We start from the raw sequence: 26,316 nt of genomic DNA, 5'->3' as shown, positions 1-26,316 counted from the left end.
CATCACCTGCTCCCAGATTAAACTGCGCGGATGTCACGCTCAGAACGGCTGTTCGATCTGCTCCAGGCCTTGCGCAGGCACCGCCGCGCCGTGAGTGGCCGCGCCTTGGCCGCAGAAACGGGAGTCAGTCTACGCACTCTGTACCGCGACATCGCCAGCCTGCAGGCGCTGGGTGCGGCGATCGAGGGTGAACCGGGCGTCGGCTATATCCTCAAGCCAGGTTTTCTGCTGCCACCGCTGATGTTCACCCCCGAAGAACTTGAAGCCCTTGTCCTCGGCTCGCGCTGGGTAGCCGAACGCACCGATGGCAGCCTGGCAGCGGCCGCCAGCAATGCCCTGGCACGGATCTCCGCGGTCCTGCCGAGCGAGCTGCAAAACGAATTGGCCATGACCACCCTGCTCATCGGACCGAGTCGGGAAACACCCCGCAACCAGGTCGATCCGGCGATCCTGCGTCAAGCCATACGCCAGGAAACCAAGCTCACCCTGGTTTATCGCGATGCCACTGACAGCGAATCCCAGCGCACCATCTGGCCCTTCGCGCTGGCCTACTTCGACGCCGCACGGGTGCTGCTCGGCTGGTGTGAGTTGCGTAAAGACTTCCGTAGCTTTCGCGCCGATCGCATCGTCTCGGCAAAGGCCTGCGAAGAACGCTATCCACAGCGCCGTCAGAGCCTGCTCAGAGATTGGCGAAGGCAGATGAAACGCCAGGGTTCCATGCCTGCCTGAATGCTGACAGAAACTGGCAGTGGGGTTCCTTAGACTGGGCGGCATCACCACAGAGGAGATGCGCCATGCACTACAGCACCAGTCTGATGTTCTATGTTGCCGATGTCCGTACCAGCCGGAATTTCTACGCCGAATTGCTTGGCCTCACCCCGGTCGAGGACGGCCCTGGTTTCGCCCTCTTCGTGCTTCCGTCCGGTCTCGCCCTGGGCTTGTGGACAAGGGAAGCCGTGGTTCCTGCGGTTGGCGCGGGAAGCGCGACGGGTGAATTGGGCTTCAAGGTGGCCAGCATGCCGGCGGTGGATGAGCTGTACGATCGCTGGCGCATGCAGGGCGCCGAAGCGCTTTTACCGCCAACCAACCTGCCGTTCGGCCGCAGCTTCGTCGTACGCGATCCTGACGGTAACCGACTGCGAGGCTATGCGGTGCATCCCGACTGATTCCTGCTGGCGGCCTCACTCCAGCAGCTGGCACGTCACATGCCAGCTGCTGGAGTGAGGCCCGCATGGTACAAACCCTTAGCAGCCTCGATCCTGCGAGACGTCCAGCCCTGTCCAGGTCGCCGCACCATGCCACTGCCCCATCCACCCCTAGCGCAACTGACTGTCCTTGCTCGCCCGCCGGTTGTAGCCGCCGGCGCGCTGGTCTTCGGCGTCCTGCTCGGACTGGCAGCGGATGCACAGGTGCACACCCGGGACCGCCTGGCGGCGTGCCTCGGGGATGGCGTCGCCGCACTCCTCACAATGGGTGAGGCTCGCGCCTCGGTGCAGACGGCTGCGGGCGCGTTGCACCGCATCGTCCACCGTGCTGTCGATCTGTTCCTGAACCGCGCCGTCTCCGGCCCAACCATTGGCCATGGCTGATCTCCCGCTGCATTGTCCTGATAGCCATTGGAAGCGCAGTTCGCGCAGTTGTTCGCTGCCGCCCAGCATCCGCTCGTCGTGGCAGCGCCTGCTCTGGCTGCTGATGCTGGGCGTGGCGCTGACAGGCTGTGCCAGCCGCGACCTGCTGCGCCAGGTCACGACCGGGCTCTGCGTACCCAATGCCCGCCTCACCGGCCTGGCCACCCCCTGTCGCCAGGTGGTCAAGGACTCCGGCTTCGCCGTGCTGCGCGCGCCAGGTGAGCGACAGCATTTCATCCTGGTACCCCTGCGGCCCCTGCGCGGGCTGGAGAGTCCGGCGCTCTGGCAGCCCGGCCAACCCAACTGGTTCGGTCTGGCCTGGCGCCAGCGCTGGTACCTGGGCGCCTGGGGCCAGGCGCCGGTGGCGGACGAGCGGATCGCCCTGGCCCTCAATGCCCCCAGCGGGCGCAGCCAGGATCAGCTGCATGTGCACCTGGCCTGCCTGCGGCCCGAGGTGCGCGAACAGCTCTCGCCACTGGTGCCCGAGCTGGACGAACACTGGCGCACGCTGCCCATGGCGCTGGCGGGCAGTCGTTATCAGGCGCGGCGGCTGAGCGAAGCCCAGTTGCTGGCCGCGGATTTCTTCCAGGCCCTGGCCAGCCAGCCGCCCTATCCGCTGCCGGACCCACGGCTGTCGCTGGCGGTGATGGCGCTGCCGAGCCGGGACGCCAGCCGCCAGTTCCTGCTGCTGGCCGGCCGCGCAGGCAGCCAGCCGGGCGACCAGGGTTCCGCCGAGCGGCTGCTGGCGGCGGACTGCCAGGGAACGACCGGGGCCCCGGCGACTCAATAGCGCCAGCGCGCCAGGAGGCCCCATGCCGCAGGAATTCCAAGAACTCTTCGACTTCATCGATCAGCTGCTCGCCTGGTCCGACTTCTATCTCAAGTCCGGCCTGCTGCTCTGCGGGGTGGGCATGCTGGCTGGCGCCATCGCCTGGAAACACTGGTGGGGCAAGGCGCTGGCCTTCGGCTGCGCCGGCCTGGGCGCACTCGCGGCCCTGAGTCTGGATCTGTTGCAGCGCCTCTGAAGCGCCGCCGGCAAGATCCTGAATGACCTGGCAGCTTTCGCCTGCCGCCGCATGGCGGCAAGATGACACTGGCCGTCGCTTTCCGCCGCCAAAGCTTGAACTGCTTCACCGTCTCGAACAGCGGGCGCTACGGGTTGGCGGATAGAGCGCGGCAGCTTGCTAGGGTACTGCCCCACAATAATCCGGCTTGTTCACCACGGCCTTCATCTTTTCAGCTCATGCATAAAGACCCGATCATGCCCATGTCCCCATCTCGCCTGCTGTCCCGCCTCCCGCATCTCGGCCTCTGCCTGGCCGCCTCCCTCGCTTCCCTGGCCGGCACCGCCGTGGCCCAGGAAGGCACTGCCCGCTGGGTCAGCGACAGCCTGACCACCTATGTCCGCAGTGGTCCCACCGATGGCTATCGCATCGTCGGCACCCTCAAGTCCGGGCAGAAGGTCGAGCTGATCAGCACCCAGGGCGACTACAGCCAGGTGCGCGGCGAAGGCGGCAGCACCGTCTGGATCCCCAATGCCGACCTGCAGGCCAAGCCCGGCCAGGCCGAGCGCCTGCCGCAGCTGGAACAGCAGGTGGCCGAGTTGAGCGGCCAGCTCAAGACCATCGACGACAGCTGGAAGAATCGCGTCCAGGGCATGCAGGAGACCCTGGATTCGCGCAAGAAGCAGATCGACGAACTGGAGAGCCGCCGCAAGGATCTCGACGCCCAGCTCACCCAGGCCCAGTCGGAATTGCGCAGCACCCAGGCCAAGCTCGGCAACGAGAACAAGCAGGCGCTGATGCAGTACATGGTCTACGGCGGCAGCATCGCCGGCGCCGGCCTGCTGGCCGGCCTGATCCTGCCGTCCATGACGCGGGGTCGCAAGAAGAACGACCGCTGGTTCTAGACGTCGGCTATCAGCCGTCCTCACGGCGGGGTGGAACCCGGGGTCGCGGCGCGTGCCTTAAAAAGGCACCGCTTCTGCTACCGTGGCCCGACGCCTCCCGTCCAGACGAGCCCCCATGCCCGATACCCCGCGCGTTCGCATCCAGCAGGTCGAGACCCTTTCCGCCGACTGGGGCCTGCTGAAAAAGACCACCTTCGACTACCTGCGCCGCGACGGCAGCTGGCAACGCCAGACCCGCGAGACCTACGACCGCGGCAATGGCGCCACCATCCTGCTGTATGACCGCGAACGGCGCACCGTGCTGCTGATCCGCCAGTTCCGCCTGCCGACCCTGGGCAACGGCCTGGCCGATGGCCTGCTGGTGGAGACCCCCGCCGGCCTGCTCGATGCGGCCGCCCCGGAAGAGCGCATCAAGGCCGAAGTCGAGGAAGAGACCGGCTATCGCCTGGACAACGTCCAGCACCTGTTCGACGCCTTCATGAGTCCCGGCTCGGTGACCGAGTTGCTGCACTTCTTTGCTGCTGAATACCGCGCCGACCAGCGCATCGCCGACGGCGGTGGCCTGCATGAGGAAGGCGAGGACATAGAGCTGCTGGAATTGCCCTTCGACGAGGCTCTGGCCATGGCCCGTGACGGTCGGCTGCTGGATGGCAAGACCATCATGCTGCTGCAGTACGCCGCCCTCTACCTGCTGTCGCGCTAGCCCATGGAACTGATCCGCAACCGTATCGAGCGGCAGGTGATGAGCCTCACCGGACTGTCCCTGGGCGAAGTCGACTACGAGCAGCCGCCGGGCGATCCGGGGCTGTTCGGGCCTGACAGCATCCCCTGGCGGGTACACAGCGACTTCACCTGCATGCTGATCGGCGGTATCGCCGCCCTGCTCATGCAGACCCTGCACCCGCTGGCCCTGGCCGGGGTCTGGGACCATTCGAAGTTTCGCGAAGACATGCTCGGCCGCCTGCGCCGCACCGGCCAGTTCATCGCCGCCACCACCTTCGGCAGCCGCGGCGATGCCGAGCGGCTGATCGCCCGGGTCCAGGCCATCCACCGGCATATCCGCGGCCGGGCCGCCGACGGTCGCCCCTACAGCGCCGAAGACCCGGCGCTGCTGACCTGGGTCCATGTGGCCGAGGTCAGCCATTTCCTCGCGGCCTATCTGCGCTATTTCGATCCTCAGCTGCCGGGTGCCGAACAGGATCGCTACTACGCCGAGATCGCCCTGGTCGCCGAACGCCTGGGCGCGACCGACGTGCCCCGCTCGCGAGCGGAGATCGCCGCCTACTACCAGGCGATACGCCCCCAACTGGTCTGCGACGAACGCAGCCGCGAGGTCTGCCGGGTGCTGCTGCAGGCGCCCGCGCCCAGCGCCCTGGCCAAGCCCTTCGGCGCCCTGATGATGCAGGCCGGCATCGACCTGCTGCCCGACTGGGCCAGCGCGGAACTGGGTTTCCACCAGGGCCCGTTGCAAAAACGGCTGATTCGTACCGGTATCGGCGCCACCGCCCCGGTGCTGCGCTGGGCCGTCCGCAACGGCTCTTCCCATCGCGCCAGGCGGCGGATGGGGATCGAGGGCTGAGGCAGGTTGAATTGAGACGGCTTCATCGTCGAAGCCCAAGAGCCCGAGTTACGTCAAGGCATTCGGACGACCCCCTCTCCCCCAGGGAGAGGGTTGGGGTGAGGGCGCGCCTCACGACGAAGTCCCAGTGGAAAAGGCTGCGCCGTTTTCCACGCTACGGCTACACCTCAGGCCGCACCGTAGGTTGGGCTGAGACGGCTCCACCGTCGAAGCCCAACAGCTGGGATTCGACGTAGCAACAGAGGGTATCCGCCCCTGGCCCTACAGCATCCGCACCTTGATCGACCGGCCCTTGATCTTGCCTTCGCTCAGCCGCTGCAGCGCCTGGCGGGCAATATCGCGCTCCACGGCGACGAAGGCCTGGTTGTCGAACAGGGTGATCTTGCCGATCTTGGCGCCGGGCAGGCCGGCGTCGCCGGTCAGGGCGCCAAGAATGTCGCCGGGGCGCAGCTTGTCCTTCTTGCCCGCCGCCAGGGCCAGGGTGTGCATGGTCGGCACCAGCGGCTCCGGGGTATCGCGCAGGGCGCCGAGGGACTGCCAATCCAGCGGCGAGCCCTGCTGAGCCTCGATGGCCTGGGCGCGGCTGGCCTCGGCCGGTGCCACCAGCGACAGCGCCAGGCCCTGCTCGCCCGCCCGCCCGCTGCGGCCGATGCGATGCACGTGCACCGCCGGATCGCGGGACAGCTCCACGTTGATCACGGCCTCCAGGCCGGCGACGTCGATGCCGCGGGCCGCCACGTCGGTGGCCACCAGCACGCAGAGACTGCGGTTGGCGAACATCGCCAGCACCTGATCGCGCTCGCGCTGCTCCAGATCGCCATGCAGGGCAGCCGCGGAGATGCGCTGGGCATGCAGCGCCTCGACCACCTCCTGGCACTGCTGACGGGTCTGGCAGAAGGCCACGGCACTGGCCGGGCGATGGTGCCGGAGCAGGCGCACCACGGAGGCGAGGCGGTCCGGGGCGGCGATCTCGTAGAAGCGCTGACGGATCTGGGTGTCGCTGTGCTGACTCTCGACGCTGATGCGCAGCGGCGCACGCAGATAGTCCTGGGCCAGACGCTCGATGCCTTCCGGATAGGTCGCCGAGAACAGCAGCGTCTGCCGCCGTGCCGGGGTCTGGCTCAGGATGTCGGCGATGGCCTCGATGAAGCCCATGTCGAGCATGCGATCGGCTTCGTCGAGCACCGCGACATTGAGGCCGTCCAGCACCAGGGTGCCCTTGCGCAGGTGCTCCTGCACCCGACCCGGGGTGCCGACGATCACCTGGGCGCCATGCTCCAGGGAGGCGATCTGCGGCCCCAGCGGCATGCCGCCGCAGAGGGTCAGGATCTTCAGGTTGGGCGTGGTGCGCGCCAGGCGGCGCAGTTCGCGGGCCACCTGATCCGCCAGTTCGCGGGTCGGACAGAGCACCAGGGCCTGACAGCCGAAATAGCGCGGATTGAGTCCCGTCAGCAAGCCGATGCCAAAGGCCGCCGTCTTGCCCGAACCGGTCTTGGCCTGGGCGATGAGGTCCTGGCCCTTGAGGATGATGGGCAGGCTGGCCGCCTGGATGGGCGTCATGCTCAGGTAGCCGAGCTCGGCCAGATTGGCCTGCATGGCCTCGGCCAGTGGCAGGGAAGCGAAGGATGAGGGCACGGGAGTCCTGTGAAACGGCTGGTAAAGGTTTACCAGTTTAGCAGAAGGGTACCCAGGCTCCTGTGAATGGACGCTGGATGAGGGGCTACCTATGCTAAGGGGTACGACAACTCAAGGAAGCTTCACCATGTTCGACCGGCCTGTGCTCTATACCCACCCCATGTCGCGCGGACGCATCGTGCGCTGGCTGCTGGAGGAGCTCGGACAACCCTACGAGGTGCAGCGGGTCGACTACGGGCCGGCGATGAAATCCCCGGCCTATCGCGCCATCAATCCCATGGGCAAGGTGCCGGCGCTGCGCCATGGCGCCGCAGTGGTGACCGAGACCGCCGCCATCTGCGCCTATCTCGCCGACGCCTTTCCCGCCGCGGGGCTCGCACCGCCGCTGAGTGATCCGGCGCGCGGTGCCTACTACCGCTGGCTGTTCTTTGCCGCCGGTCCGCTGGAGGCCGCCACCACCAACCAGGCGCTGGGCGTCGTCCTGCCCGAGGACCCGCAAAGGCGCGGCGCGGTGGGCTATGGCAGTCTCGCCGAGGTGCTCGACACCCTCGACGCCGCCCTGGCCCCGGGCGAGTACCTGGTGGACGATCGCTTCACTGCCGCCGACGTCTATGTCGGTGCCCATCTCGCCTGGGGCATGGCCTTTGGCACCGTCGAGAAACGTCCGCACTTCGAGCGCTATGTCGCCGGGCTGGTAAGCCGCCCGGCCGCGGTACGCGCCCGCGAGCTCGACGACGCCGAGCTCGCCACGCTCAACTAGTACCGCGGCTACAGCTCCACCGGTCCACGCGGATGGTGCAACGGGCAGCCGTTGCGCTCGCTGCGGAACTGCGACGACATCTCGTAGGCCGGCTGCCGCGACCTCATGATGCCGCCCAGCGGGCGATGCGCGGCCAGGCCATGCCAGGGGCTGAACACCATGGCGTCGTCCACCTCGCGCGAGCGCGCCTCGTTCCAGGCCGGTTGCGGCTGGACCTCCAGGCGCGCCACGGTCACATAGGGACTGAGATCTTCCGGCCACACCACCGAGGCATCCTCGATGGGCGTCTGCTCGATATCGACGCCCAGCTGCACGCGGATCTCCCAGACGCCGCCGTGCCGGGCGAAATGGGCATTGACCGCCTCGCGCAGGCCGTCGGGCTTGCCGTTGACCTCGACCGGGGCATCGGTCAGGGCGGTTAGCTCGGGCGCCACCGGGACCACGCTGAGCTTGGCGAAATAGGGACCATAGAGAAAGGGCACCATGGTGTAGAAGGTTTCGCCGAGCGGATGGGTCTCCGGGTGGCCACCCAGGCTCTTCAGCGTCGGACTCTCGCCGCCAAGGGCTTCCACCACCTTCTCGTTACCCCGCAACACTGCCGAGGCGACCTTCTTCAGGCCCTCGCCGCGGTCAGTGGTCTTGGCCAGCAGCTTGAGCGTCTTGAGAAAGGTCTTGGGATCCGGCGCGGTAAAGGCCGGGGCATTCTGCATGACGAAATCCTGGGTCACCTGCCCTTCGCTGCCAGGCAGGCGCTCGCCCGGCACGTCGATCAGCTTGAGCGCGAGGCCCCGCGGGGTGGAGACGCTGTCGGCCAGGATATCGCCCGGATTGGTCGAGAATCTGAGCACCGCGGCATAGCTGCCCGGCACGGCGAAGGCGCCCTGGGCATAGGCCGGCGGCAGGCCGCCCAATACCGTCACCTGGCCGGTGAGCAGACCATGACTCTTGGCATGCACGCTGCGGATGGCATGGCCACCATTGGCGTAGGTGGTCTCGGTGATGTCTCTCATGGCCGCCACCATTTCGCGAATGGTGGCGGCTTCATCATCCGGCACCTGTTCGAAGGCGGGCTGGAACGGCAACGGATGGACAGCGGTAGGCGTGGTCATCACGGGAATCCTCGGGCGCCGTCATTCGGAGGAGACGGTCAGCCAATGGACCGCTATCGCGCTAACGACGTTCGGCCCCTCGCCATCTGGCCGACCTGAGGTCGCTGTCGACAGCTGTTCGGGAACGGCCCCGCCCAGAGGGGTTCGATATCTCTATACCTACCCCGGAGAGCCACCATGAGCGACGCCGACCAGAAGACCTACGACAACCCCAGCAACACCCCGCCGCCTGAAGAACTACCCTATGCGGACATGGAACCCGAGGAATTTCCGGACGATCCGGACGTGGCCGGCGCGACCGAATCGGGCACGCCTGGCTAACTGGCGCCCTGACCCGCGGACGACAGCCTGAGCGGCGTCCGCGACACTTTGTGACCGGCTGGTTTGACGGGGGCCCGAGGCCCCGCGAAGATGGGCGGGCGTCTGCCGCGTCGAGTCCCCCATGCTTTCCACCAAGGTTCCCCTGCTTCTGCGCAGCCTGATCGGTCGGCTGGTGCGTATCGCCATCGCCTCCGGCGTGACCTACCAGACCTTCGATCGCCTGCTGCGCCAGACCTATTTCGAGGTCGCCCAGGATTTCGAACCGCTCCGCGACAAGCCCAATTCCGACAGTCGCATCTCGGTGCTGACCGGCCTGCCGCGCCGCGAGGTCCGCGCCCTGCGCGAGGCCAGCCCGGAACGCACACCCTGTACGCCCAGCCTGGAATGGCAGGTGCTCAGCGCCTGGACTTCACGGCTGGATCTGCTCGATGCCGAGGGCAATCTGCGCCCCCTCCCCCGCACCCAGCGGCGCGGCGGCGAACAGAGTTTCGACGCCCTGGTCGCCAGCGTCGGCAGCGACGTCCGCGCCCGCACCGTGCTGGATGAATGGCTGCGCAAGGGGTACGCCCGTCTCGACGAGGAAGATCGCGTGGTGCTCACGCCCCGCTCGCTGCTGCGCGGCACCGAGAGCCAGGAAGGCGCGGGGCGGCTGCTGGCCCACTTCACCGGCGACCTGCTGGCCGGCTTCGAGCGCCTCTATTTACAGGACCGCGCCGCACCAGACTTCACCTTTCACGTGGTCTACGGCCACAACCTGACCCAGGACTCGACCCTGAGTCTCTATCGCACCGCCTACGACGAATCCATGCACCTGCTCAACCGTCTCAACCGCCTGGTGGTCGAACACGAAGCCCGCGACGCCGGCAAGCCCGACGCCACCCAGCGGGTCACCCTGGGCTTTGGCGGCTATCGCGTGGAACAGGACCAGGACGCCGGCCTGGTACAGGGGCGGGAGGATTAGCGCCAGCAGTCGGCGGCATTGCCGGAACCCTTGATCCCTTTCACGCCCTGGGCATTGAGGGTGAGATCGCCACACAGGGTATCGCGGGTCTGGGTACCACTGCGGGTAGCGGTCAGCAGATAGGGACCGTTGCTGGCGTAGTCTGCGCTGTTGGCGGCATAGATGGCGGCACTCAACTGGTAGTAGCCGCTGGTCGAGGTCACCGTCTGGCTGCCCGCCGGCGTCCTGTTGTTGACGATGTTCAGATTGGCCACGCTGGTCGGATAGGCATTGTTCTGCGCATAGAAACGCTCCATCCGCGCCGCCGCCTCGTTGAGCAGGGCCTGCCCCTCGCTGCGGTTGGAGCGCAGCACATAGTTCTGATAGCTTGGATAGGCGATGGCCGCCAGGATGCCAACGATCGCCACGACGATCATCAGCTCGATCAGGGTAAAGCCTCGTGCTCGCATCGCTACCTCAGGGATCAGGATTCTGCTTGGAAAAGGTGCGCCAGGTTTGGCGGAAGATATGCCTGATGACCTGTATCAGCGGCGAGGCCGACATTGCTACTGCTCTTCAGGCCAGAGGCGTTGCCCAGCAAGATGTCCGGCCTCACGCTCGATTAGACCACTACCGCACACCAGATTTTCAACCTGCGCAAAGCTCGGCGACCGGCAGCAAAGCCAACGCTCAAGGTGCAGGAAGCAGAGTCTGATCTGCCGTGCCCATAACCTAACGATAGGTAATGGCATTCGAATCGCAAGGATTCTTGTTGGAGAGGCGCCTGCCTTTCGACGAGTCTGATCTTGAGACCTATCAAGGCTAAAGGGCTTCGGTAAGCAGGTATAGGGGATGCAGGGCAGACAAGCCGCATCCAGTCTCTTTGGCGTGCATGTTGATCCCTTTAAGCCTGCAACGTCATCTGCGAAACGCTTCGCTCGTCCGCACCTGCCTTCCCACGACCACGATTACACAACTATTCCGCTGCAGCAGCGCGGAAATCTCATTAACCCAAACCGACAACCAGCTTGATTGAACGAACAAACAATAAAATAATATTTAAATTGAAAGAACGAACAATCAAAAACAATTAAAACTACCAACTTCTCATCCAGGCGAGATAACACCAGCCATAACTAGCCAAACCCCGTTAGATTGTTCTAAAACGGTAACAACCCTATCTGGAGCAGCCGCTACGCCTGGCTTGCAGGCCCTAGACAGCCAAGCGGCAGGCCATCTTTCAATCCGCACGACGAAATAGCGCAACGCCTGTAGCCACCCATAGATCGCACTTATCACCCTCAAACGACGCGCCGAATTCGCTTCGTAACACCGCTGCTTTCATCTACCGACAATGACAAGGCCGCTATGCACGACTCGAAGAAAATCGATTACTCGCTGAATACTGCCGACACCTCAGCTCCACACTCCGCGCTGGACAATGCCGCCATCATTTCCGCCTATCGGCGCTGGGCCAATGTCTATGACCGGGTGTTCGGCGGCGTTTCCGCCCCCGGCCGCAAGCGCGCGGTGGCGGCGGTCAACGCCCTGGCGGGTACCCGGGTACTGGAAGTGGGGGTAGGGACGGGGCTGGCCCTGCCCCACTACAGCGCCGACAAGCGCGTCACCGGCATCGATCTCTCGCCCGACATGCTGGCCAAGGCCCGGGAGCGGGTCGGCCGCGATGCCATCACCACGGTGGACGCCCTGCTCGAAGCCAATGCCGAGGACACCGGCCTGCCCACCGGCTCCTTCGATATCGCCGTGGCCATGTTCGTGGCCTCCGTGGTGCCCAATCCGCGCAAGCTGATGCAGGAGATGCGCCGGGTGGTGAAGCCGGGCGGTCACCTGCTGCTGGTCAATCACTTCCAGGCCGAGAGCGGCCTGCGGCTGCTGGCGGAAAAAGCCCTGGCGCCGGCCTCGCGCAAGCTTGGCTGGCACCCGGACTTCGCCATGGACTCCATCCTCTCCCGCGAAGACCTGCGCCGCGCCAGTCGCAGCAGCGTGCCGCCCTTCGGGCTGTTCACCCTGGTGCAACTGACCAACGACTGAGCGCTACTCCAGGCGACGGCTACTCCACGCGATAACCACGCCCCGCCAGACAGGCCGCCAAGGCCTGGCGGAAGCGCTGGGCAAGATAGGGATCGGCGACCGCGCCGGGGCGTTCGGGATCGAAGCCCGACTCTCCGGCGGCGTAGCGCCGACAGTCGTAGCGATCCGTGGCGTAGCGCTGCGGCGACTGCCCCTGCAAGGGATAGGCGGTGACGTCATAGGCGTCGTAACCCGTTCCTGCCGGCGCTGCCGTCGTGGTCGGCACGGCCGCCACGTTGGGATCGGCGACGGTGACGAAGCCGCCACCCGGATCGGTGCGGTAGTAGCTGCCCGCAGCGAAATAGTAGGTGGTGCCGCCCATCCACAGGGTCTCGGCGAAGGCCGGCAGGACGCTGACGCGCACCCCGGTCGGCGGCAGGGTCACCACATAGCGCGGCCCCTGGGGTCGATACCAGTAGCCGTCGGCATAGTAATACTGGCTGTCCCGGTACCAGACGCGGGTGAAGCCGGCCGGCACGCCCGGCACCTCGAAACCCGGTCGCCACTGGGGATTGGCGCCCCAGCCCGGACGCTGGCCGGCCCAGTGCGGATCCCGCTCCGGACGCGGTGGCGGGGGCGGCGGATAGTTCCGACCCGGCTGGTCGGGCGCCGGCATCATGTAGCCGGGACGCGGCACGGGGACGGGTCGATCCTGCCAGGCCGGCTGATAGCCCGGCCGCGGTGGTGGGGGGTCGTTGCGCTCCCAGCGCTCCAGGGCCGGACCATTGCCGCGCCCGGGACCGTCGCCCCGCCCGGGCGGGCCGCCATTCCAGCCACCCTGACCGCCGCCCTGCCAGCGTCCGGCATTGCCTGGGGGCATGACCGGCGGCGGCTGGGCGCCCGCCGGGGGCGTGACATAGCCGCCGCCGAGGCGATAGTTGTTATCGGCCCAGGCGGGCCCGGCGCTCCACAGGGAAACGCCGGAAAGGACAAGCGCACACAGCACGGCAGGCGATTTCATCGCACGGCTCCACGAGGGGATGACCCAGAGTACCCCAAGGCTTGGACCCTGCCCCAGCCTGGCTGTTAGCCCCGCGCCGATCTGCCATCGAACGGCCACTGCAGGTGCCGAGAGCACGCCGAGAAACCCGGAGCCCGCAAGGACGGAGCGAACGTCCGCGCCTGCAATCATCTCGGGCTTCGGGCATTCCCGGGGTCGATCCCTGGGGGTAGCGGGGAAGTTTCTGCCCCTCTGTCATCGCACTTCTAGCGGTCCGCTCGGGTCTATGGCCCCACGCAAGGAGGAAAACACATGTCGAAACACCATCATCACGTTGGCTGGTTCAAACGCCGCCATGAGGTAAAGCCGGACGACCTCACCATCGTCGACAATTCCCTGGTCAAGCGCGCCGTCGGTGCCGCCGCCCTTGGCAATGCCATGGAGTGGTTCGATTTCGGCGTCTATGGCTACCTGGCCGTAACCCTCGGCAAGGTCTTCTTTCCCGACGGCGATGCCGCGGCCCAGTTGATCGCCACTTTCGCCACCTTTACCGTGGCCTTCCTGGTTCGCCCCATCGGCGGCATGGTCTTTGGCCCCCTGGGTGACAAGTACGGTCGCCAGAAGGTGCTGGCCCTGACCATGATCATGATGGCCCTGGGCACCTTCAGCATCGGCCTCATCCCCAGCTATCAGAGCATCGGCATCTGGGCGCCCGCCCTGCTGCTGCTGGCGCGGGTGGTGCAGGGCTTCTCCACCGGGGGGGAATACGGCGGCGCGGCCACCTTCATCGCCGAATACGCCACCGACAAGACCCGCGGACGCATGGGCAGCTGGCTGGAGTTCGGCACCCTCGCCGGCTACATCGCCGGCGCGGGAACGGTGACGGCGCTCACGGCGGCCCTGACGCAGGAGCAGCTGCTCGACTGGGGCTGGCGCGTGCCCTTCTTCATCGCCGGCCCGCTCGGCCTGCTCGGCCTCTACATGCGTCTCAAGCTGGAAGAGACCCCGGCATTCAAGGCTCATACCGAGGCCAACGAGGGCAAGGCGGCGGACGGCCCGGCGCACAGCCTGCGCGAGCTGTTCACCCTGCATCGCGTCGCCCTGCTCAAGTGCATCGGCCTGGTGCTGGTGTTCAACGTCACCGACTACATGCTGCTGACCTACATGCCCAGCTACCTGGCCGTGACCATGGGCTATGCAGAGACCAAGGGCCTGCTGCTGATCCTCATCGTCATGGTGGTGATGATGCCGCTCAACATCCTCGGTGGCTTCTTCAGCGACCGCCTGGGCCGCAAGCCGATGATCATCGGTGCCTGCTTGGCGATCCTGGTGCTGGCGATTCCCTGCCTCAAGCTGATCGGCAGCGGCCACGACTGGCTGATCTTCCTCGGCCTGATGCTCCTGGGCATGGCCCTGGCCTGCTTCACCAGCACCATGCCGTCCACCCTGCCGGCGCTGTTCTACACCCCGATCCGCTACAGCGCCCTGTCCATCGCCTTCAACATCTCGGTGTCGCTGTTTGGCGGGACCACCCCGCTGGTCACCGCCTGGCTGGTGGAAAAGACCGGCGACCCCCTGGTGCCGGCCTACTACATGATGGCCGCGGCGGTGATCGGCATCCTGACCATGCTCACCGTGCGCGAAACCGCCGGCCAGCCCCTGCGCGGCTCGCCGCCCTCGGTGGCCAGCGAAGAGGAGGCCAAGGAATTCCTCGCCAGCGACGCGCCCCTGACCGTGGACAAGCAGCCGCCCGGGCAGGCGTAAGCCCCGATCGCGGCCATGGCGGTCCGCCGACGCGGCCGCTCCTACAGGCATGTAACGCGGTAGGAGCGGCCCATGGCCGCGATGCTCTTCCCACCCAACCTCCCCCAAATGCCCCTCTCCCCCTGGGAGAGGGCCGGGGTGAGGGTAAGCCAAACGCCAAAAACTTCCGCCCAAAAGAAAAGGGGAGACCTTGCGGCCTCCCCTTGAATTCGTTGTCCTCTCGCACCGCTCGTGACGGTGGCTGCGATCGACCAGGAATGGTGACCTGGGCGGGCCCGGGCGTCGCGGACGGGATACCGTCGTTGACGATGCGAAAGGCCCTCCTGGGGCGCCTTCGTTGGACAGCTCTACCGGGCTATCGAAGTTGAGTTCAGCTTACGCCCCTGCTGCCGGCAGCGGGTTGCGTTGTGCAGCTTCTTTCCTGCCTCTTGCGCAATCCATGACCACAAACCTAGGATTGAACGCAATCGGCTAGCGCAAGGCACACAAAATGGACAAACTCGATCGCTTCGATCTGAAAATCTTGGCAGAACTGCAGCGCGATGCGCGTCTCTCCAACCAGGAACTGGCCGAACGCATTGGCCTGTCGCCCTCACCCTGCTCACGCCGGGTCAAGCAACTGGAAGACAGCGGCTACATCACCCGCCAGGTCGCCCTGCTGGATCGCAAGAAACTTGGCCTGTCGCTGACCGCCTTCGTGCTGATCGGCATGGACAGGCACACCCCCGAGCGCTTCGAGAACTTCCAGGCGATCATCGCCCAGTGCCCCGAGGTGCTGGAGTGCTGCCTGGTCACCGGCATGGATGCGGACTATCAGCTCAAGGTCGTCGTACCCGACATGGAGCACTACCAGCAGCTGCTGCTGGGCACCCTGACGCGCATCGAGGGCGTCTCCAGCGTGCGGTCGAGCTTTGTGCTCAACCAGATCCTGGCCAGTACCGAGCTACCGCTCAATCACCTGCGGCCCTGAGCGCGGCGCGGCTTCGACGCCGGCTTCGAGAAAACGCGGCAACACCAGCATGTGCGGCACGGCGAAGGCAGCCAGCACGGCGAATAGCGCGCGGATGCCGGTGCGCTCCTGCAGCAGGAACACCAGGCCACCGGCCAGGGTAAACAGCGCAGCGCCCAGCAGGATCGGCCACGTCAGACGCAGATAGGCCTTGAAGGTGGCCGCCCCCAACAAACGTTGGCGCACCCCGGTCTGGGGCGCGGCGTGCAGCAGGTAGAAGCCCAGGGCGAACCCCACCAGCGGCGGCGCCAGCACCACGGCCAGCAGCGTCACCGCCAACCTGGGGCACCGCTGCTGCCAGGCGGCCAGCAACAGCACCGGCAGCGCCAGCAGCCCACCCAGGGCGAGCACGCGGGCCAGCCAGTCCGCGAGGGCCAGAGAGGCAGCCGGCCCCATGGCCAAAGCCAGCAACCGGGCGACGGCGGCTTCGTGCACCACCGCCGGACCGCCAATGATGAACAGCCCCAGGGCCAGCGAGGTCAGCCGATTGGGAAACAGCTCGTCTTCATGGGCGAAATGCCAGGCCGAGAGCAGCAGGAACAGCAGCAGCGCTGCCGTGCCCGCCAGTTGCCAGCAGAGCAGGCAGGCCAGGGCTGTCGCCAGATAGCAGCCGAGAAAGGCGAGGCGCCGCCCGGGTGCGACCAGGCGCAGATCGCTGGCCCCATGCAGCAGGCCCAGACCCAGGCCTACCGCCAGGGCATAGGCCAGTTGCCCGGCCCCGCTCGCCAGACTGGCGAGCCCGGCGGTCAGCACCAGCGCCAGCCAGCCGCGCCCGCTCACGCTCATCCCTAGACGCCAGGCCGCGCCAGGGCCGCCTTGAGATTGCGCTCCGAGGTGAAGGCATAAACCACCTTGGCCAGCACATCGAGGATCAGGAAGACCCAGACCGTGGCGGCGTCGCTCACCGCCCAGACCCCCTCGGGACCCACGGCGAAGACCACCGGATAGATCAGCCAGAGCACACTGAGAAAGCCGACATTCTTGCGATAGGCCGCGCCGATCGCAGCGTGCTGCCCAGCCAGGGCCGCCAGCGGTTTCCACAGCAGATAGAGCACCCCGACGAAGGCCGCGCAGGACCAGGCGAAGAACACCCACTTGAGGGTGCCGTAGGGCGCCAGGGAGGCGACCAGGCCGGTGACGATCATCACCACGTCCAGGGTGACGATGGAGGCCACGAAGCCGGCCTGGCCTTCCTGCTCGCGTGCGCCCAGATAGGCCGAGCTGACCACCCCGGCCAGCAGCAGCGGCGTGGTGAAGGTCCAGTCCAGGTAGCGAGCCAGATAGGTGATGCTCCCATCGGGCTTGATCAGATTACCGACTCCCAGGTACATGGAAAGATAGGCCGTGGCGGCGATGAAGGGCACTGCGGCATGGACCAGGGTATGGCCGCGCAACGGTCCGCGGTGCGCACCCTTGGCATAGATGGCCAGGGAAGCCAGCGACATGATGACGAAGCCGATTAGCAGGGGAGTCTGACTCATGGGGTTCTCCAGGGGACGTTAGTCGCGCCGCGACGAACCAGACCCTCTGGAGTAGGGGTTTCTCGGCTACCGCTGCGCCTAGGGTAGAGAAGCGGCCCTGTGAATTGGTTCAAAATGTTTCAGGGCGGCAAACTGGCTGTCACCTGATCCGGATCAACACGGCCTGCCCCGCGCCCAGGCAGGCTGCGCCGCTTCATGCCCGCCCAGGAATCCGCATGCTGCCGGCCCAGAACGTGATGCTGAGCTATGGACGCTGCTGCGCCAGCCCCGCCTTCTTCGATGATTTCTACCAGCGCTTCCTGGCCAGCTCGCCCCGGGTCCGGGAGAAATTCGCCCACACCGACATGGCCGCGCAGAAGCTGCTGCTGCGTCACGGCATCATGAATCTGGTACTCGTCGCCCGCGGCATGCCCACCACCAAGCTGCGTCAGCTTGGCGAAAGCCATTGCCGCGCAAGGCTGGACATCGACCCCGAGCTCTACGACCTCTGGGTCGACTGTCTGCTCGCCACCCTGGCTCAACACGATGCTGACTTCTCTCCAGCGTTGCGCCAGGAATGGCAGGGCGTGCTGGAAGCGGGAATCGCGGTGATGCGTAGTTACTACTGAGCCGGCCTGGGGCCTGTTGGGCTTCGCCGCGCTCAGCCCAACACCCCACGGCACCGCACCTCCCCCAAACGCCCCCTCTCCCCCAGGGAGAGGGCCGGGGTGAGGGCAAACCAAACTCCGAAGTACCGCTATCCCACCCAAGACAGCCCAATACCGGCCACCTGCCAGCCACCATCGGTCGGCCAACTCGGCCAATCGCCCGGCAACACCCGTCTCGCGCTTTACCCGCCGCACCTGCCTGACTAACGTATGACGAAAGGATTTTTGTGCGCCAGGTCTCGCTTTACCGCACCCTGCCGCCTCTCGGAATGGATGACCGATGGCCCGCTTCTTCCCCGCTCGCAGCCAGTGCCAGTTCGATACCCCCGGTGAACGTCGCTTCGCCGAACGCCTGGAAAAACTGCTAGAAGACGACTACCTCTGCTGGAGCAACGTCCCGGTCGGCCCCAAGGCGCGCTACCCGGATTTCGTCGTACTTCATCCACGGCGCGGCATCCTGGTGCTGGAGGTCAAGGACTGGAAGCTCGCCACCCTTGAATCCGTCACCCCGGGCAAGGTGCGGCTGCATACCCAGGACGGCCTGAAGACCGTCGCCAATCCCTTGCTGCAAGCCCGCTCCTACATCCTCGAAGTCGACCTGCTACTCAAGAAAGATCCGCTGCTGCGCCAGAGCGCCGGCTCGCCCCATCCGGGCCAGCTGATCATGCCCTGGGGCTGGGGCGTGGTGCTCACCGGCATCACCCGGCGCCAATTCGAGCAGACCGACCTCGCCGACGTCCTCGATCCGCAGCGCGTGCTCTTCCAGGACGAGATGACCGAGTCCGCCGACCCGGAAGCCTTCCAGCAACGCCTCTGGGACATGTTCCCCCACGTCTTTCCCTGCGCCCTGACCCTGCCGCAGATCGACCGGGTGCGCTATCACCTCTACCCCGAGGTACGGGTCAACAGCCAGCCCGGCCAATTCGGCCTGTTCGACGCTGCCGAGGCGCCGCTGCCCAGCCTGATCAAGGTCATGGACCTGCAGCAGGAACAGCTGGCGCGCTCCCTGGGTGACGGCCACCGCGTCATCCACGGCGCCGCCGGCAGTGGCAAGACCATGATCCTCGGCTATCGCTGCGCTCACCTGGCCAAGGTCTCGGTCAAACCCATCCTGGTGCTCTGCTACAACAAGTCCCTGGCCGGGCGCCTGCGCCAGGTGATCGAGCAGAAGGGCCTGGGCGAACGGGTGGTGGTGCAGAACTTCCATGCCTGGTGCGCCGAGATACTCACCGCCTACCAGGTGGACAAGCCGGACCACCGCTTGCCGGTGGCGGCCAAGATGGAGCAGTACGTGCTGCGCACCATCGAGGGCGTCGACCGCGGCCAGATCCCCCGCGGCCAGTACAGCGCCGTGCTGATCGACGAAGGCCACGACTTCGCCCCTGAATGGTTCCAGCTGGTGGTGCAGATGGTCGACCCCAGCACCCAGTCCCTGCTGGTGCTCTATGACGACGCCCAGGCCATCTACCGCGGTAAGGGCGGCAAGAAGGCGCTGGACTTCAGCTTCGCCAGCGTCGGCATCCAGGCCCAGGGCCGCACCACCATCCTCAAGCTCAACTACCGCAACACGGTGGAGATCCTCGCTGTCGCCCGTGCCTTCGCTACCGAACTGCTGACCAGCCGTGACGCCAGCGAAGACGGCGTGCCCCTGATCGCCCCGGAAAGCGCCGGCCGCCGCGGTCCCTTCCCCGAACTCATCCAGTGCGGCAGCGACCGCGAGGAATGGGACCTGCTCATCGCCCGCATCCGCGACGAACAGGCAAACGGCCGCCTGCTCAGCGACATGGCCATCCTCTACCGCAGCACCAGCCAGGCCTACCAGGCCGAATACGAACTCAAGAAGGCTGCCATCCCCTACCGCTCCGGCGCCAGCAACAAGGGCCGCGCCCAACTCTACGACGCCGAAGACAGCGTGAAGATCGTCAGCATGCACTCCAGCAAAGGGCTGGAGTTTGGTTTGGTACTGATTCCAGGACTAGGCGAAATGCCCAAGCAGGGCGAGCCGGAAGCGGACGAGGCGCGATTGCTGTATGTGGCGATGACGCGGGCGATTGATCGGTTGGTGATGAGTTATCAAACCTCTTCACCCTTTTCCCAAAAAATTAACTTAACCATCCAGAAACGCAAATACGATCATGAAAATATCCAAGCTTAGAATAAAAAACCTAAGAACCATAACATCCGAACAGGTAATCGACTTAAGTAATGGACTTACGATCGTAGGACCTAACAACTCAGGAAAATCAAACACCCTTTTAGGCATATACTACTTCTTTACTGGCCCGGAAAATACCCATAAATACAATCACACAATAGACCTTCCATTCAATCAAGAAACAATACAAACCAGTCTAACATGCGCATTTGATTTTGATTTATCCAAAAACCTAGACAGAGAAATAGTAAATGCCGCAAGAAAAATGCAAGGCATGCTTCTTGATCACAAACAAGAGGGCATAACAAACACTTTCACAATAAATCTAGTTTTTAGAAAGTCCTCACCCGTATATCAGATATTCCCGGGAGTAAAACAAGACATCCGAAAAAGAACCGAATACCTATCATTACAAAAATTTGTAATCGACTCAATTCTGGATCACTTTAAATGCTACAGAATTCCATCTGAAAAATCCGTTGAAAAAATCTATAAAGAGTTTGTAACGCCACTAGTTAAAAAAGAAATTGCAAAAGCAATTCAGCCATATGATGCAATGATTAGAGAAAGCATCAATTCTCTTAGCATCAGCATGAATCAATCTCTGACAGAAGCAGGAATTACCGAAGCGGAAGTTACTCTAGACTATCCATCAGGCGCTTTAGAAAACCTGATATCTTCTTTAGAACTGCAAGTCGACGATGCGAACAAAAGCTCGATTTATTCAAAAGGAATGGGACTGCAGTCCACGATTCTTTTTTCGGCGCTTGAGTGGGTTACAAAGCAGCAACAGGACAATCACGTAGTGTGGCTCATAGAAGAACCTGAAACTTTTATGCATCCGGCATTGGCGCAGAAAGCCTGCATGATTCTTGAAAAACTCGGAGATGCCTCTACTCTTGTAAAGACGACCCACAGTTTGGGCTTTCTTCCTAACAACCCCTCACTAATAAGCGGCGTATTTTTTGATAGAAAAGAAAAAAGCACATCACTTAAAACCTACAAAACAATATCTCATGCAACATCTGACATTCGAAGCGCGCTAGGGGTACGATTTTCCGACTATTTCAACCTTTCGCAGATAAATATTTTTGTCGAAGGAGAAACCGATGTGGAGTATCTTCGAGCCGCAATAAAATCATACGAAAATAAACACTCAAAGAAACTTGTAATTGGAAGCAATACAAACATAATTAGCTTTGGCGGCTGCAAAAATCTATCTGGCTTCCTCAGAGCAAACTACGAGTTCATCTCAAAAGAAGTGATTGCAATCTCGCTCTTTGACGGAGACGAGGCGGGAGATAGAGCAACACAAGATCTGAGGGGATTTTTCGGATCGAAGGGTGGCTTTTATCCCGACAGAGATTACACATCCATTCCTGGAGGAAAAGAAATAGAAGGCCTTTTCCCTGATGAGTGGATATGGGCTGCCCATAGGGATCATCAAAACTGGTTTGATCCGGAAGGATTCGATTATGACGCGGCCAAAAATATAAAGAAGGTAAAAATCTTCGATCAACACAAAAAAAACTTCATGAATTTAATGTTAGATTACATGAAAAATCCTTACGAAGAATCGCACCCAGCCCCCTTTGACATCGTTATCGAAGCAGTAAATGAACTTGCTGAAAGAGGCCTAAAACGACTATTAAACGAGCCATGATTGCTAACCGCAACAACTAAACTAATTAGAACATGATTGACTTACCAACAACCCCACAAACGCCTCCGCCTGCGGCGACACCTCATCCCGGCGCCTGAGCAACCACACCGCCGAAGTCGCCTCGGGATCGTCCAGCTCCCGATACACCAGCCCTTCCATCTGGGTGCGTTGGTAGGTGGCGGGCAGCACGGTGACGCCGAGGCCGGCGGCGACCAGGCCGAGGATGATGAGGACTTCGCTGGCCTCCTGGACGATGCGCGGGGCGAAGCCGGCGCGGGCGGTGAGGGTCAGTAGTTGATCGTAGAGGCCGGTGCCGAAGCTGCGCGGGAAGTAGACGAAGGGCTCCTCGGCGAGCGCGGCCAGAGGCAGCGGGCCGCTGCCCTGCTGGGCCAGCGGATGGTCGTGTCTCAGGGCGACCACCAGGGGTTCGCGGAAGAGTTCGACCGCCACCAGGGCGTCGGGCAATTCGATGGGGCGGATCAGGCCGATCTGCAGGTTGCCGGCGAGCATGGCGTCGATCTGGTCGCGGCTGCTCATCTCCTGCAGTTGCAGGCGCACCTCCGGATAGGCGCGGCGATAGGCGAACAGGGTCTTGGGGATGGTGGCGACGAAGGGCGAAGAGGCACTGAAGCCCACCTGAAGCTGCCCGGTCTCACCGCGCCCGGCGCGACGGACCCGTTCGGCGGCGCGTTCGCTGGCCAGGAGGATCTGCCGGGCTTCATCGAGAAACAGCCGGCCAGCATCGGTCAGGGCGACGCGTCTGTTGGTGCGCTCCAGCAGGCGGGTGTCCAGCTCGGCTTCCAGGGCCTGGATCTGCTGACTGAGCGGCGGCTGGGAGATGTTGAGGCGCTGGGCCGCACGACCGAAGTGCAGTTCTTCAGCCACCGCCACGAAGTACCTCAGGTGTCGCAATTCCATACCTTCTCCATTGAGTCGCAAAACCTATCAATCGAGACGGACAATATATTGGATATATGACAGCGACCAGCCTAGGGTGATGAGGTCAGACTTGCCTTGAGGTACCTGTGAACACGTCCCGGTCGTCCGCCACGCCCCCTGCCCCGCCGCTGGAAACCCGCCCTGCCGCCAATGAGCCGCAGCACGCACCGGACGCCTTCATCGAAAAGGGGACGCCGCAATTCCTGCGCACCGCCCTGGCGCTGTTCTGCGGCGGCTTCGCCACCTTCGCCCTGCTCTATTGCGTGCAGCCGCTGATGCCGATCTTTTCCCAGGCCTTTGGCCTCACTGCTGCCGCCAGCAGTCTGTCGCTGTCCCTGGCCACCGGCCTCATGGCCTGCGGCCTGCTGGTGACCGGGCCGATCTCCGATGCCATCGGGCGCAAGTCGGTGATGGTCTATGCGCTGTTCGCCGCAGGCGGCTTCACCCTGCTCAGCGCCCTGATGCCCACCTGGGACGGCATCCTGGTGACCCGCGCCCTGGTCGGGCTGTCGCTGGCCGGGGTGGCCGCAGTGGCCATGACCTACCTGGCCGAAGAGGTGCATCCCGAACACCTGGGCTATGCCATGGGCCTCTATATCAGCGGCAATGCCCTGGGCGGGATGTCCGGCCGGGTGATCAGCGGGGTGCTTGTGGATTTCGTCTCCTGGCGCATCGCCCTCGGCGCCCTGGGGGTGCTGGCGCTGGTGGCGGCGGTGCTGTTCAAGCGCAGCCTGCCGGCTTCGAAGCGCTTTCAGCCACGGCCGCTGCGGCCACGCAGCCTGCTCGCCGGCTATGCCCTGCACTTTCGCGATGCCGGGCTGCCCTGGCTGTTCCTGGAAGCCTTCCTGCTGATGGGCGCCTTCGTTACCCTGTTCAACTACATCGCCTATCGCCTGCTGGCCGAGCCCTATCACCTGAGCCAGGCCTGGATCGGCGTGCTGTCGCTGGTCTATCTGGCGGGGATCTACAGCTCGGCCAAGTTCGGCAGTCTGGCCGATCGTTTCGGCCGGCGGCAGGTATTCGCTGGCGCCATCGTGCTCAAGCTGTGCGGCCTGCTGCTGACCCTGTTCACCCCGCTGTGGCTGGTGCTGCCGGGCATGCTGCTGTTCACCTTCGGCTTCTTCGGTGCCCACTCCGTGGCCAGCAGCTGGGTGGGGCGGCGGGCGCGCCAGGCGCGTGGCCAGGCGTCGTCGCTCTATCTGTTCAGCTACTACGCCGGCTCCAGCGTGGCTGGCACCCTGGGCGGTGTCTGCTGGCACCTGGGGGGCTGGACCGGCGTCGGCCTGTTCATCGGCGCCCTGCTGCTCGCGGCCCTGGCCGTGGCGGTCCGCCTGTCCAGGTTACAGCCGTTGCCAGCGGCGTGACGCCAGGCCTCGACCGCTCCCTTGAGGTTGAAACGCCCGTGGAGCGGCCCCCTGCAGCCATGATCGCGATAACCGTCAGCGACAGCTTCACCTTTACCTTCAGCGCTCTTCCCTAAATCGCCGTTTCTACTGCCGCTCGTCGCACGGAGCGGCGTTTCGTGCCCTGAAAAGGGGCCCTCTGCCTCCCGCCACGCTAGCCTGTCCCTGGCTTGGCGGCGCGACTGTCACCTCTTCGCAAAGTTCAGACAAATGTTTGCCTAGGGTGGGAGCCGCTTGGATAATGCGCGCCGAACGCTGCAATACCCTGCTCATCAGGGATAGATGAAACGGCAAGCACGCAAGGCTCCGGGGTAGATTCGGCTGTGAACATGCACTTCCAGATTAGCGATTGGCGCGCCTGGGCGCCTGGTCTTGGCGACCAGGACGCCTGGCGGCAGTGGTGCGCCGCGCCCTGGCGTCCGGCGGACGACGGCAGCCAACCCGATGCCAGCTTCCTGCCGGCCATGCAGCGCCGCCGCCTGAGCCGGCTGGCGCGCATGACCTTCCAGGTGGCCTGGCCGCTGGCCGACGCCCATGGCGAGCCGCTGCCGCTGATCTTTGCCTCGCGTCATGGCGAGACCCCGCGCACCCTGGCCATCCTCCAGGAACTGGCTCGCGGCGAGCCGCTCTCCCCGACCCAGTTCAGCCTCTCGGTGCACAACGCCATCATCGGCCAATGGTCGATCCTGCGCGGCGACCACAGCGAGATGAATGCCCTGGCCACCGGCCGCGACGGTCTCGAACACGCCGTGCTGGAGGCCTGCACCCTGCTCGCCGAAGGCGCCAGCGGGGTGCTGGTGGTGATCGCCGAAGAGGCGCCGCCGGCGCTCTATGCACCGCAGATCGACGATGTCCCCTTTCCCTATGCCGTGGGCCTGCTGCTCACCCCTGGCAGCGGCCATGGCCTGAGCGGCGCACCGGCTCCGGCGGATGCCGCGACCAGTGCCTGGCCCCATGCCCTTGAGTTGCTGCGCCTGCTGGAAGCACCTGGCGCCCTGCACCTCGCCTATGCCGGGCGCGCCTGGCACTGGCAGGCGGAGGCCTGCGGATGAGCGACCGCCTGGACTACGGCTATCGACTGCTGGCCACGGGACTCAACTTCGTGGTGTTCGGCTGCGGCGCCCTGGTCTTTCGCCTGCTGATCCTGCCGCTCCTGCTGGTCCTGCCGGGCGATCCCCTGCGCCGCCGCCAGCGTGCGCGGCGGGCCAATGCCCGGCTGTTCCGCTTCTTCGTCGCCTTCATGGTGCTGACCCGGGTGATGAACCTGCGTATCCAGGGCCACGAGCGGCTGGGGCGTCCGGGCCAGCTGATCATCGCCAACCATCCCTCGCTGATCGACGTGGTGGTGCTCATCGGCCTGGTGCCCGACGCCAATTGCGTGGTCAAGCAGGGCCTTTGGCAGAACCCCTATCTCAAGCGGCAGATCCAGGCCGCCGGCTATATCAGCAACAACGGCAGCGCCGAGATGCTCGACGAAGCCGCCGACGCCCTGCGCGAAGGCCAGACGCTGATCATCTTTCCCGAGGGGACCCGCACCACCCCCGGCGAGCCGCCGCGCTTCCATCGTGGCGCCGCGGCCATCGCCCTGCGCGGCGCCCGCTGCATCACCCCGGTCATTATCCGCGTGGTGCCCAGCACCCTGACCAAGGCCACGCCCTGGTATCGCATCCCCTCCCGGCGCTTCGACTTCCAGCTGGAAGTGGGCGCCGACATCGACCCCACCACCTTCGCCGGGCGGCCGCTGCCGCTGGCGTCGCGTGAACTCAACGACCAGCTGCACCAGCTCTACCTGAAGGAAACCGGCAACCATGACTGATCTCAACCTTGAGCTCAAAAGCCTGATCATCGAGGCGCTCGGCCTCGAGGACGTCACCGTCGACGACATCGGCGACGACCAGATCCTGTTCGGCGACGGCCTGGGCCTGGATTCGGTGGACGCCCTGGAGCTGGGCCTGGCGATCCAGAAGCGCTACGGCATCCGCATCGACGCCGAAGCCAAGGACACCCGCACCCATTTCGCCAACGTCAACGCCCTTGCGGCCTTCGTCGCCGCCCAGCGCGCCGCCTGAGGAGATTGCCATGCAAAGCCGTGAAGCCATCTTCGAGACCCTGCGCAGCGCCCTGGTCGAACTCTTCGAACTGGAGCCCGAGCGGGTGACCCTGGAGGCCAACCTCTACGAGGACCTGGAGATCGACAGCATCGACGCCGTCGACCTGATCGACCACCTGCGCCGCCAGACCGGGCACAAGATCGCCGCCGAGCAATTCCGCCAGGTGCGCACCGTGGGTGACGTGGTCGAGGCCGTCCATCGCATCAGCCAGGCGGACGCCTGATCCGCCGCC

Annotated in this window: 29 protein-coding genes; 21 read left to right on the top strand and 8 right to left on the bottom strand. The window is 64.6% G+C overall.

Annotated features, from left to right (window positions below; all coding sequences use genetic code 11):
* The first annotated feature begins 30 nt into the window (after positions 1 to 30).
* Both PVZ72_RS16315 and PVZ72_RS16310 read left to right on the top strand, forming a co-directional pair.
* Positions 31 to 729, top strand: coding sequence for a helix-turn-helix transcriptional regulator (locus PVZ72_RS16315; protein WP_273862470.1), 699 nt, complete (start codon positions 31 to 33; stop codon positions 727 to 729).
* Between the two features lie 65 nt (positions 730 to 794).
* Entirely contained in the window at positions 795 to 1,166 is a 372-nt protein-coding gene (locus PVZ72_RS16310; RefSeq protein ID WP_187981093.1) for a VOC family protein, read from the top strand.
* Positions 1,167 to 1,316: 150 nt separating this feature from the next.
* Here the strand turns inward: PVZ72_RS16310 and PVZ72_RS16305 are convergent, their stop codons facing one another.
* Positions 1,317 to 1,583, bottom strand: coding sequence for a DksA/TraR family C4-type zinc finger protein (locus PVZ72_RS16305; protein ID WP_017642690.1), 267 nt, complete (start codon positions 1,581 to 1,583; stop codon positions 1,317 to 1,319).
* On the opposite strand from PVZ72_RS16305, the gene PVZ72_RS16300 reads away from it, so the two are divergent.
* The 5 genes from PVZ72_RS16300 (at position 1,582) to PVZ72_RS16280 (ending at position 5,116) form a co-directional block, all read left to right on the top strand.
* Positions 1,582 to 2,418, top strand: a complete 837-nt coding sequence (locus PVZ72_RS16300) for a CDP-diacylglycerol diphosphatase (protein ID WP_273862469.1) — start codon at positions 1,582 to 1,584, stop codon at positions 2,416 to 2,418. The genes PVZ72_RS16305 and PVZ72_RS16300 overlap by 2 nt on opposite strands.
* Positions 2,419 to 2,440: 22 nt before the next feature.
* On the top strand, positions 2,441 to 2,653 hold the full coding sequence (locus PVZ72_RS16295; RefSeq protein ID WP_133863253.1) for a hypothetical protein: 213 nt from the start codon (positions 2,441 to 2,443) through the stop codon (positions 2,651 to 2,653).
* A gap of 236 nt (positions 2,654 to 2,889) precedes the next feature.
* Positions 2,890 to 3,537 (top strand): TIGR04211 family SH3 domain-containing protein, encoded by a 648-nt coding sequence (locus PVZ72_RS16290; protein WP_133863252.1) that lies wholly within the window; start codon positions 2,890 to 2,892, stop codon positions 3,535 to 3,537.
* Positions 3,538 to 3,652: 115 nt separating this feature from the next.
* Positions 3,653 to 4,240 carry an NUDIX domain-containing protein gene (locus PVZ72_RS16285; protein WP_133863251.1) on the top strand — a complete coding sequence of 196 codons (588 nt, stop codon included), beginning with the start codon at positions 3,653 to 3,655 and terminating at the stop codon, positions 4,238 to 4,240.
* A gap of 3 nt (positions 4,241 to 4,243) precedes the next feature.
* Positions 4,244 to 5,116, top strand: a complete 873-nt coding sequence (locus tag PVZ72_RS16280; RefSeq protein WP_273862468.1) for an oxygenase MpaB family protein — start codon at positions 4,244 to 4,246, stop codon at positions 5,114 to 5,116.
* A gap of 261 nt (positions 5,117 to 5,377) precedes the next feature.
* On the opposite strand, the gene dbpA is transcribed toward PVZ72_RS16280, so the two are convergent.
* The gene (gene dbpA, locus PVZ72_RS16275) at positions 5,378 to 6,751 is read right to left on the bottom strand and encodes an ATP-dependent RNA helicase DbpA (protein WP_273862467.1); all 1,374 of its coding nucleotides are present in this window, start codon (positions 6,749 to 6,751) and stop codon (positions 5,378 to 5,380) included.
* Positions 6,752 to 6,878: 127 nt separating this feature from the next.
* Here dbpA and PVZ72_RS16270 point away from each other — a divergent pair, with 127 nt between their 5' ends.
* On the top strand, positions 6,879 to 7,511 hold the full coding sequence (locus tag PVZ72_RS16270; protein WP_273862466.1) for a glutathione S-transferase family protein: 633 nt from the start codon (positions 6,879 to 6,881) through the stop codon (positions 7,509 to 7,511).
* An 8-nt stretch (positions 7,512 to 7,519) separates the two neighbouring features.
* Here the strand turns inward: PVZ72_RS16270 and PVZ72_RS16265 are convergent, their stop codons facing one another.
* Positions 7,520 to 8,620 carry a catalase family protein gene (locus tag PVZ72_RS16265; RefSeq protein WP_273862465.1) on the bottom strand — a complete coding sequence of 367 codons (1,101 nt, stop codon included), beginning with the start codon at positions 8,618 to 8,620 and terminating at the stop codon, positions 7,520 to 7,522.
* Between the two features lie 177 nt (positions 8,621 to 8,797).
* Between PVZ72_RS16265 and PVZ72_RS16260 the strand changes: the two genes are divergently transcribed.
* Both PVZ72_RS16260 and PVZ72_RS16255 read left to right on the top strand, forming a co-directional pair.
* Complete coding sequence (locus PVZ72_RS16260) at positions 8,798 to 8,941, top strand: hypothetical protein (protein WP_007161029.1); 144 nt, start codon at positions 8,798 to 8,800, stop codon at positions 8,939 to 8,941.
* A gap of 121 nt (positions 8,942 to 9,062) precedes the next feature.
* On the top strand, positions 9,063 to 9,902 hold the full coding sequence (locus tag PVZ72_RS16255) for a DUF6502 family protein (protein WP_273862464.1): 840 nt from the start codon (positions 9,063 to 9,065) through the stop codon (positions 9,900 to 9,902).
* On the opposite strand, the gene PVZ72_RS16250 is transcribed toward PVZ72_RS16255, so the two are convergent.
* A complete protein-coding gene (locus PVZ72_RS16250; RefSeq protein ID WP_133863246.1) occupies positions 9,899 to 10,351 on the bottom strand; it encodes a type IV pilin protein in 453 nt (150 codons plus the stop codon). The two genes, PVZ72_RS16255 and PVZ72_RS16250, sit on opposite strands and share 4 nt — an antisense overlap.
* An 898-nt stretch (positions 10,352 to 11,249) precedes the next feature.
* Here PVZ72_RS16250 and PVZ72_RS16245 point away from each other — a divergent pair.
* On the top strand, positions 11,250 to 11,933 hold the full coding sequence (locus tag PVZ72_RS16245; RefSeq protein WP_187981087.1) for a class I SAM-dependent methyltransferase: 684 nt from the start codon (positions 11,250 to 11,252) through the stop codon (positions 11,931 to 11,933).
* A gap of 19 nt (positions 11,934 to 11,952) precedes the next feature.
* On the opposite strand, the gene PVZ72_RS16240 is transcribed toward PVZ72_RS16245, so the two are convergent.
* Entirely contained in the window at positions 11,953 to 12,933 is a 981-nt protein-coding gene (locus tag PVZ72_RS16240; RefSeq protein WP_187981086.1) for a DUF6515 family protein, read from the bottom strand.
* 291 nt (positions 12,934 to 13,224) lie between these two features.
* Between PVZ72_RS16240 and proP the strand changes: the two genes are divergently transcribed.
* Positions 13,225 to 14,676, top strand: a complete 1,452-nt coding sequence (proP, locus tag PVZ72_RS16235; RefSeq protein WP_133863240.1) for a glycine betaine/L-proline transporter ProP — start codon at positions 13,225 to 13,227, stop codon at positions 14,674 to 14,676.
* 490 nt (positions 14,677 to 15,166) lie between these two features.
* Entirely contained in the window at positions 15,167 to 15,646 is a 480-nt protein-coding gene (locus tag PVZ72_RS16230) for an Lrp/AsnC family transcriptional regulator (protein WP_064309082.1), read from the top strand.
* Here PVZ72_RS16230 and PVZ72_RS16225 read toward each other — a convergent pair.
* Complete coding sequence (locus PVZ72_RS16225; RefSeq protein WP_187981085.1) at positions 15,620 to 16,471, bottom strand: Brp/Blh family beta-carotene 15,15'-dioxygenase; 852 nt, start codon at positions 16,469 to 16,471, stop codon at positions 15,620 to 15,622. The two genes, PVZ72_RS16230 and PVZ72_RS16225, sit on opposite strands and share 27 nt — an antisense overlap.
* A 2-nt stretch (positions 16,472 to 16,473) precedes the next feature.
* Complete coding sequence (locus PVZ72_RS16220; RefSeq protein WP_187981084.1) at positions 16,474 to 17,166, bottom strand: bacteriorhodopsin; 693 nt, start codon at positions 17,164 to 17,166, stop codon at positions 16,474 to 16,476.
* Positions 17,167 to 17,381: 215 nt separating this feature from the next.
* Here PVZ72_RS16220 and PVZ72_RS16215 point away from each other — a divergent pair, with 215 nt between their 5' ends.
* The 3 genes from PVZ72_RS16215 to PVZ72_RS16205 all read left to right on the top strand — a co-directional run bounded on the left by PVZ72_RS16215 (position 17,382) and on the right by PVZ72_RS16205 (position 21,631).
* Positions 17,382 to 17,774, top strand: coding sequence for a globin domain-containing protein (locus PVZ72_RS16215; protein ID WP_187981083.1), 393 nt, complete (start codon positions 17,382 to 17,384; stop codon positions 17,772 to 17,774).
* A 319-nt stretch (positions 17,775 to 18,093) separates the two neighbouring features.
* On the top strand, positions 18,094 to 19,968 hold the full coding sequence (locus PVZ72_RS16210; RefSeq protein ID WP_187981082.1) for a 3'-5' exonuclease: 1,875 nt from the start codon (positions 18,094 to 18,096) through the stop codon (positions 19,966 to 19,968).
* Positions 19,949 to 21,631 carry an ATP-dependent nuclease gene (locus PVZ72_RS16205; RefSeq protein ID WP_187981081.1) on the top strand — a complete coding sequence of 561 codons (1,683 nt, stop codon included), beginning with the start codon at positions 19,949 to 19,951 and terminating at the stop codon, positions 21,629 to 21,631. Before PVZ72_RS16210 ends, PVZ72_RS16205 begins: the two co-directional genes overlap by 20 nt.
* Before the next feature lie 21 nt (positions 21,632 to 21,652).
* Here the strand turns inward: PVZ72_RS16205 and PVZ72_RS16200 are convergent, their stop codons facing one another.
* Positions 21,653 to 22,549 carry a LysR substrate-binding domain-containing protein gene (locus PVZ72_RS16200; RefSeq protein WP_187981080.1) on the bottom strand — a complete coding sequence of 299 codons (897 nt, stop codon included), beginning with the start codon at positions 22,547 to 22,549 and terminating at the stop codon, positions 21,653 to 21,655.
* Between the two features lie 107 nt (positions 22,550 to 22,656).
* On the opposite strand from PVZ72_RS16200, the gene PVZ72_RS16195 reads away from it, so the two are divergent.
* The 5 genes from PVZ72_RS16195 to PVZ72_RS16175 all read left to right on the top strand — a co-directional run bounded on the left by PVZ72_RS16195 (position 22,657) and on the right by PVZ72_RS16175 (position 26,307).
* Positions 22,657 to 23,934, top strand: coding sequence for an MFS transporter (locus PVZ72_RS16195; RefSeq protein WP_133862224.1), 1,278 nt, complete (start codon positions 22,657 to 22,659; stop codon positions 23,932 to 23,934).
* Positions 23,935 to 24,302: 368 nt separating this feature from the next.
* A complete protein-coding gene (locus tag PVZ72_RS16190; RefSeq protein ID WP_187981079.1) occupies positions 24,303 to 25,025 on the top strand; it encodes a beta-ketoacyl synthase chain length factor in 723 nt (240 codons plus the stop codon).
* Positions 25,022 to 25,789 carry a lysophospholipid acyltransferase family protein gene (locus PVZ72_RS16185; protein ID WP_187981078.1) on the top strand — a complete coding sequence of 256 codons (768 nt, stop codon included), beginning with the start codon at positions 25,022 to 25,024 and terminating at the stop codon, positions 25,787 to 25,789. Before PVZ72_RS16190 ends, PVZ72_RS16185 begins: the two co-directional genes overlap by 4 nt.
* Positions 25,782 to 26,042: a phosphopantetheine-binding protein gene (locus PVZ72_RS16180; RefSeq protein ID WP_017642722.1), complete on the top strand. Its 261-nt coding sequence runs from the start codon at positions 25,782 to 25,784 to the stop codon at positions 26,040 to 26,042. The genes PVZ72_RS16185 and PVZ72_RS16180 overlap by 8 nt, the downstream gene beginning before the upstream one ends.
* 10 nt (positions 26,043 to 26,052) lie before the next feature.
* Positions 26,053 to 26,307 (top strand): acyl carrier protein, encoded by a 255-nt coding sequence (locus PVZ72_RS16175; RefSeq protein WP_027599969.1) that lies wholly within the window; start codon positions 26,053 to 26,055, stop codon positions 26,305 to 26,307.
* The last annotated feature ends 9 nt before the right edge of the window (positions 26,308 to 26,316 follow it).

It is taken from the genome of Pseudomonas sp. LA5 (assembly GCF_028640825.1).
GTDB classification, from domain to species: Bacteria; Pseudomonadota; Gammaproteobacteria; order Pseudomonadales; family Pseudomonadaceae; genus Chryseomonas; species Chryseomonas aestiva.
This window is presented reverse-complemented; position numbering and strand designations above follow the sequence as displayed.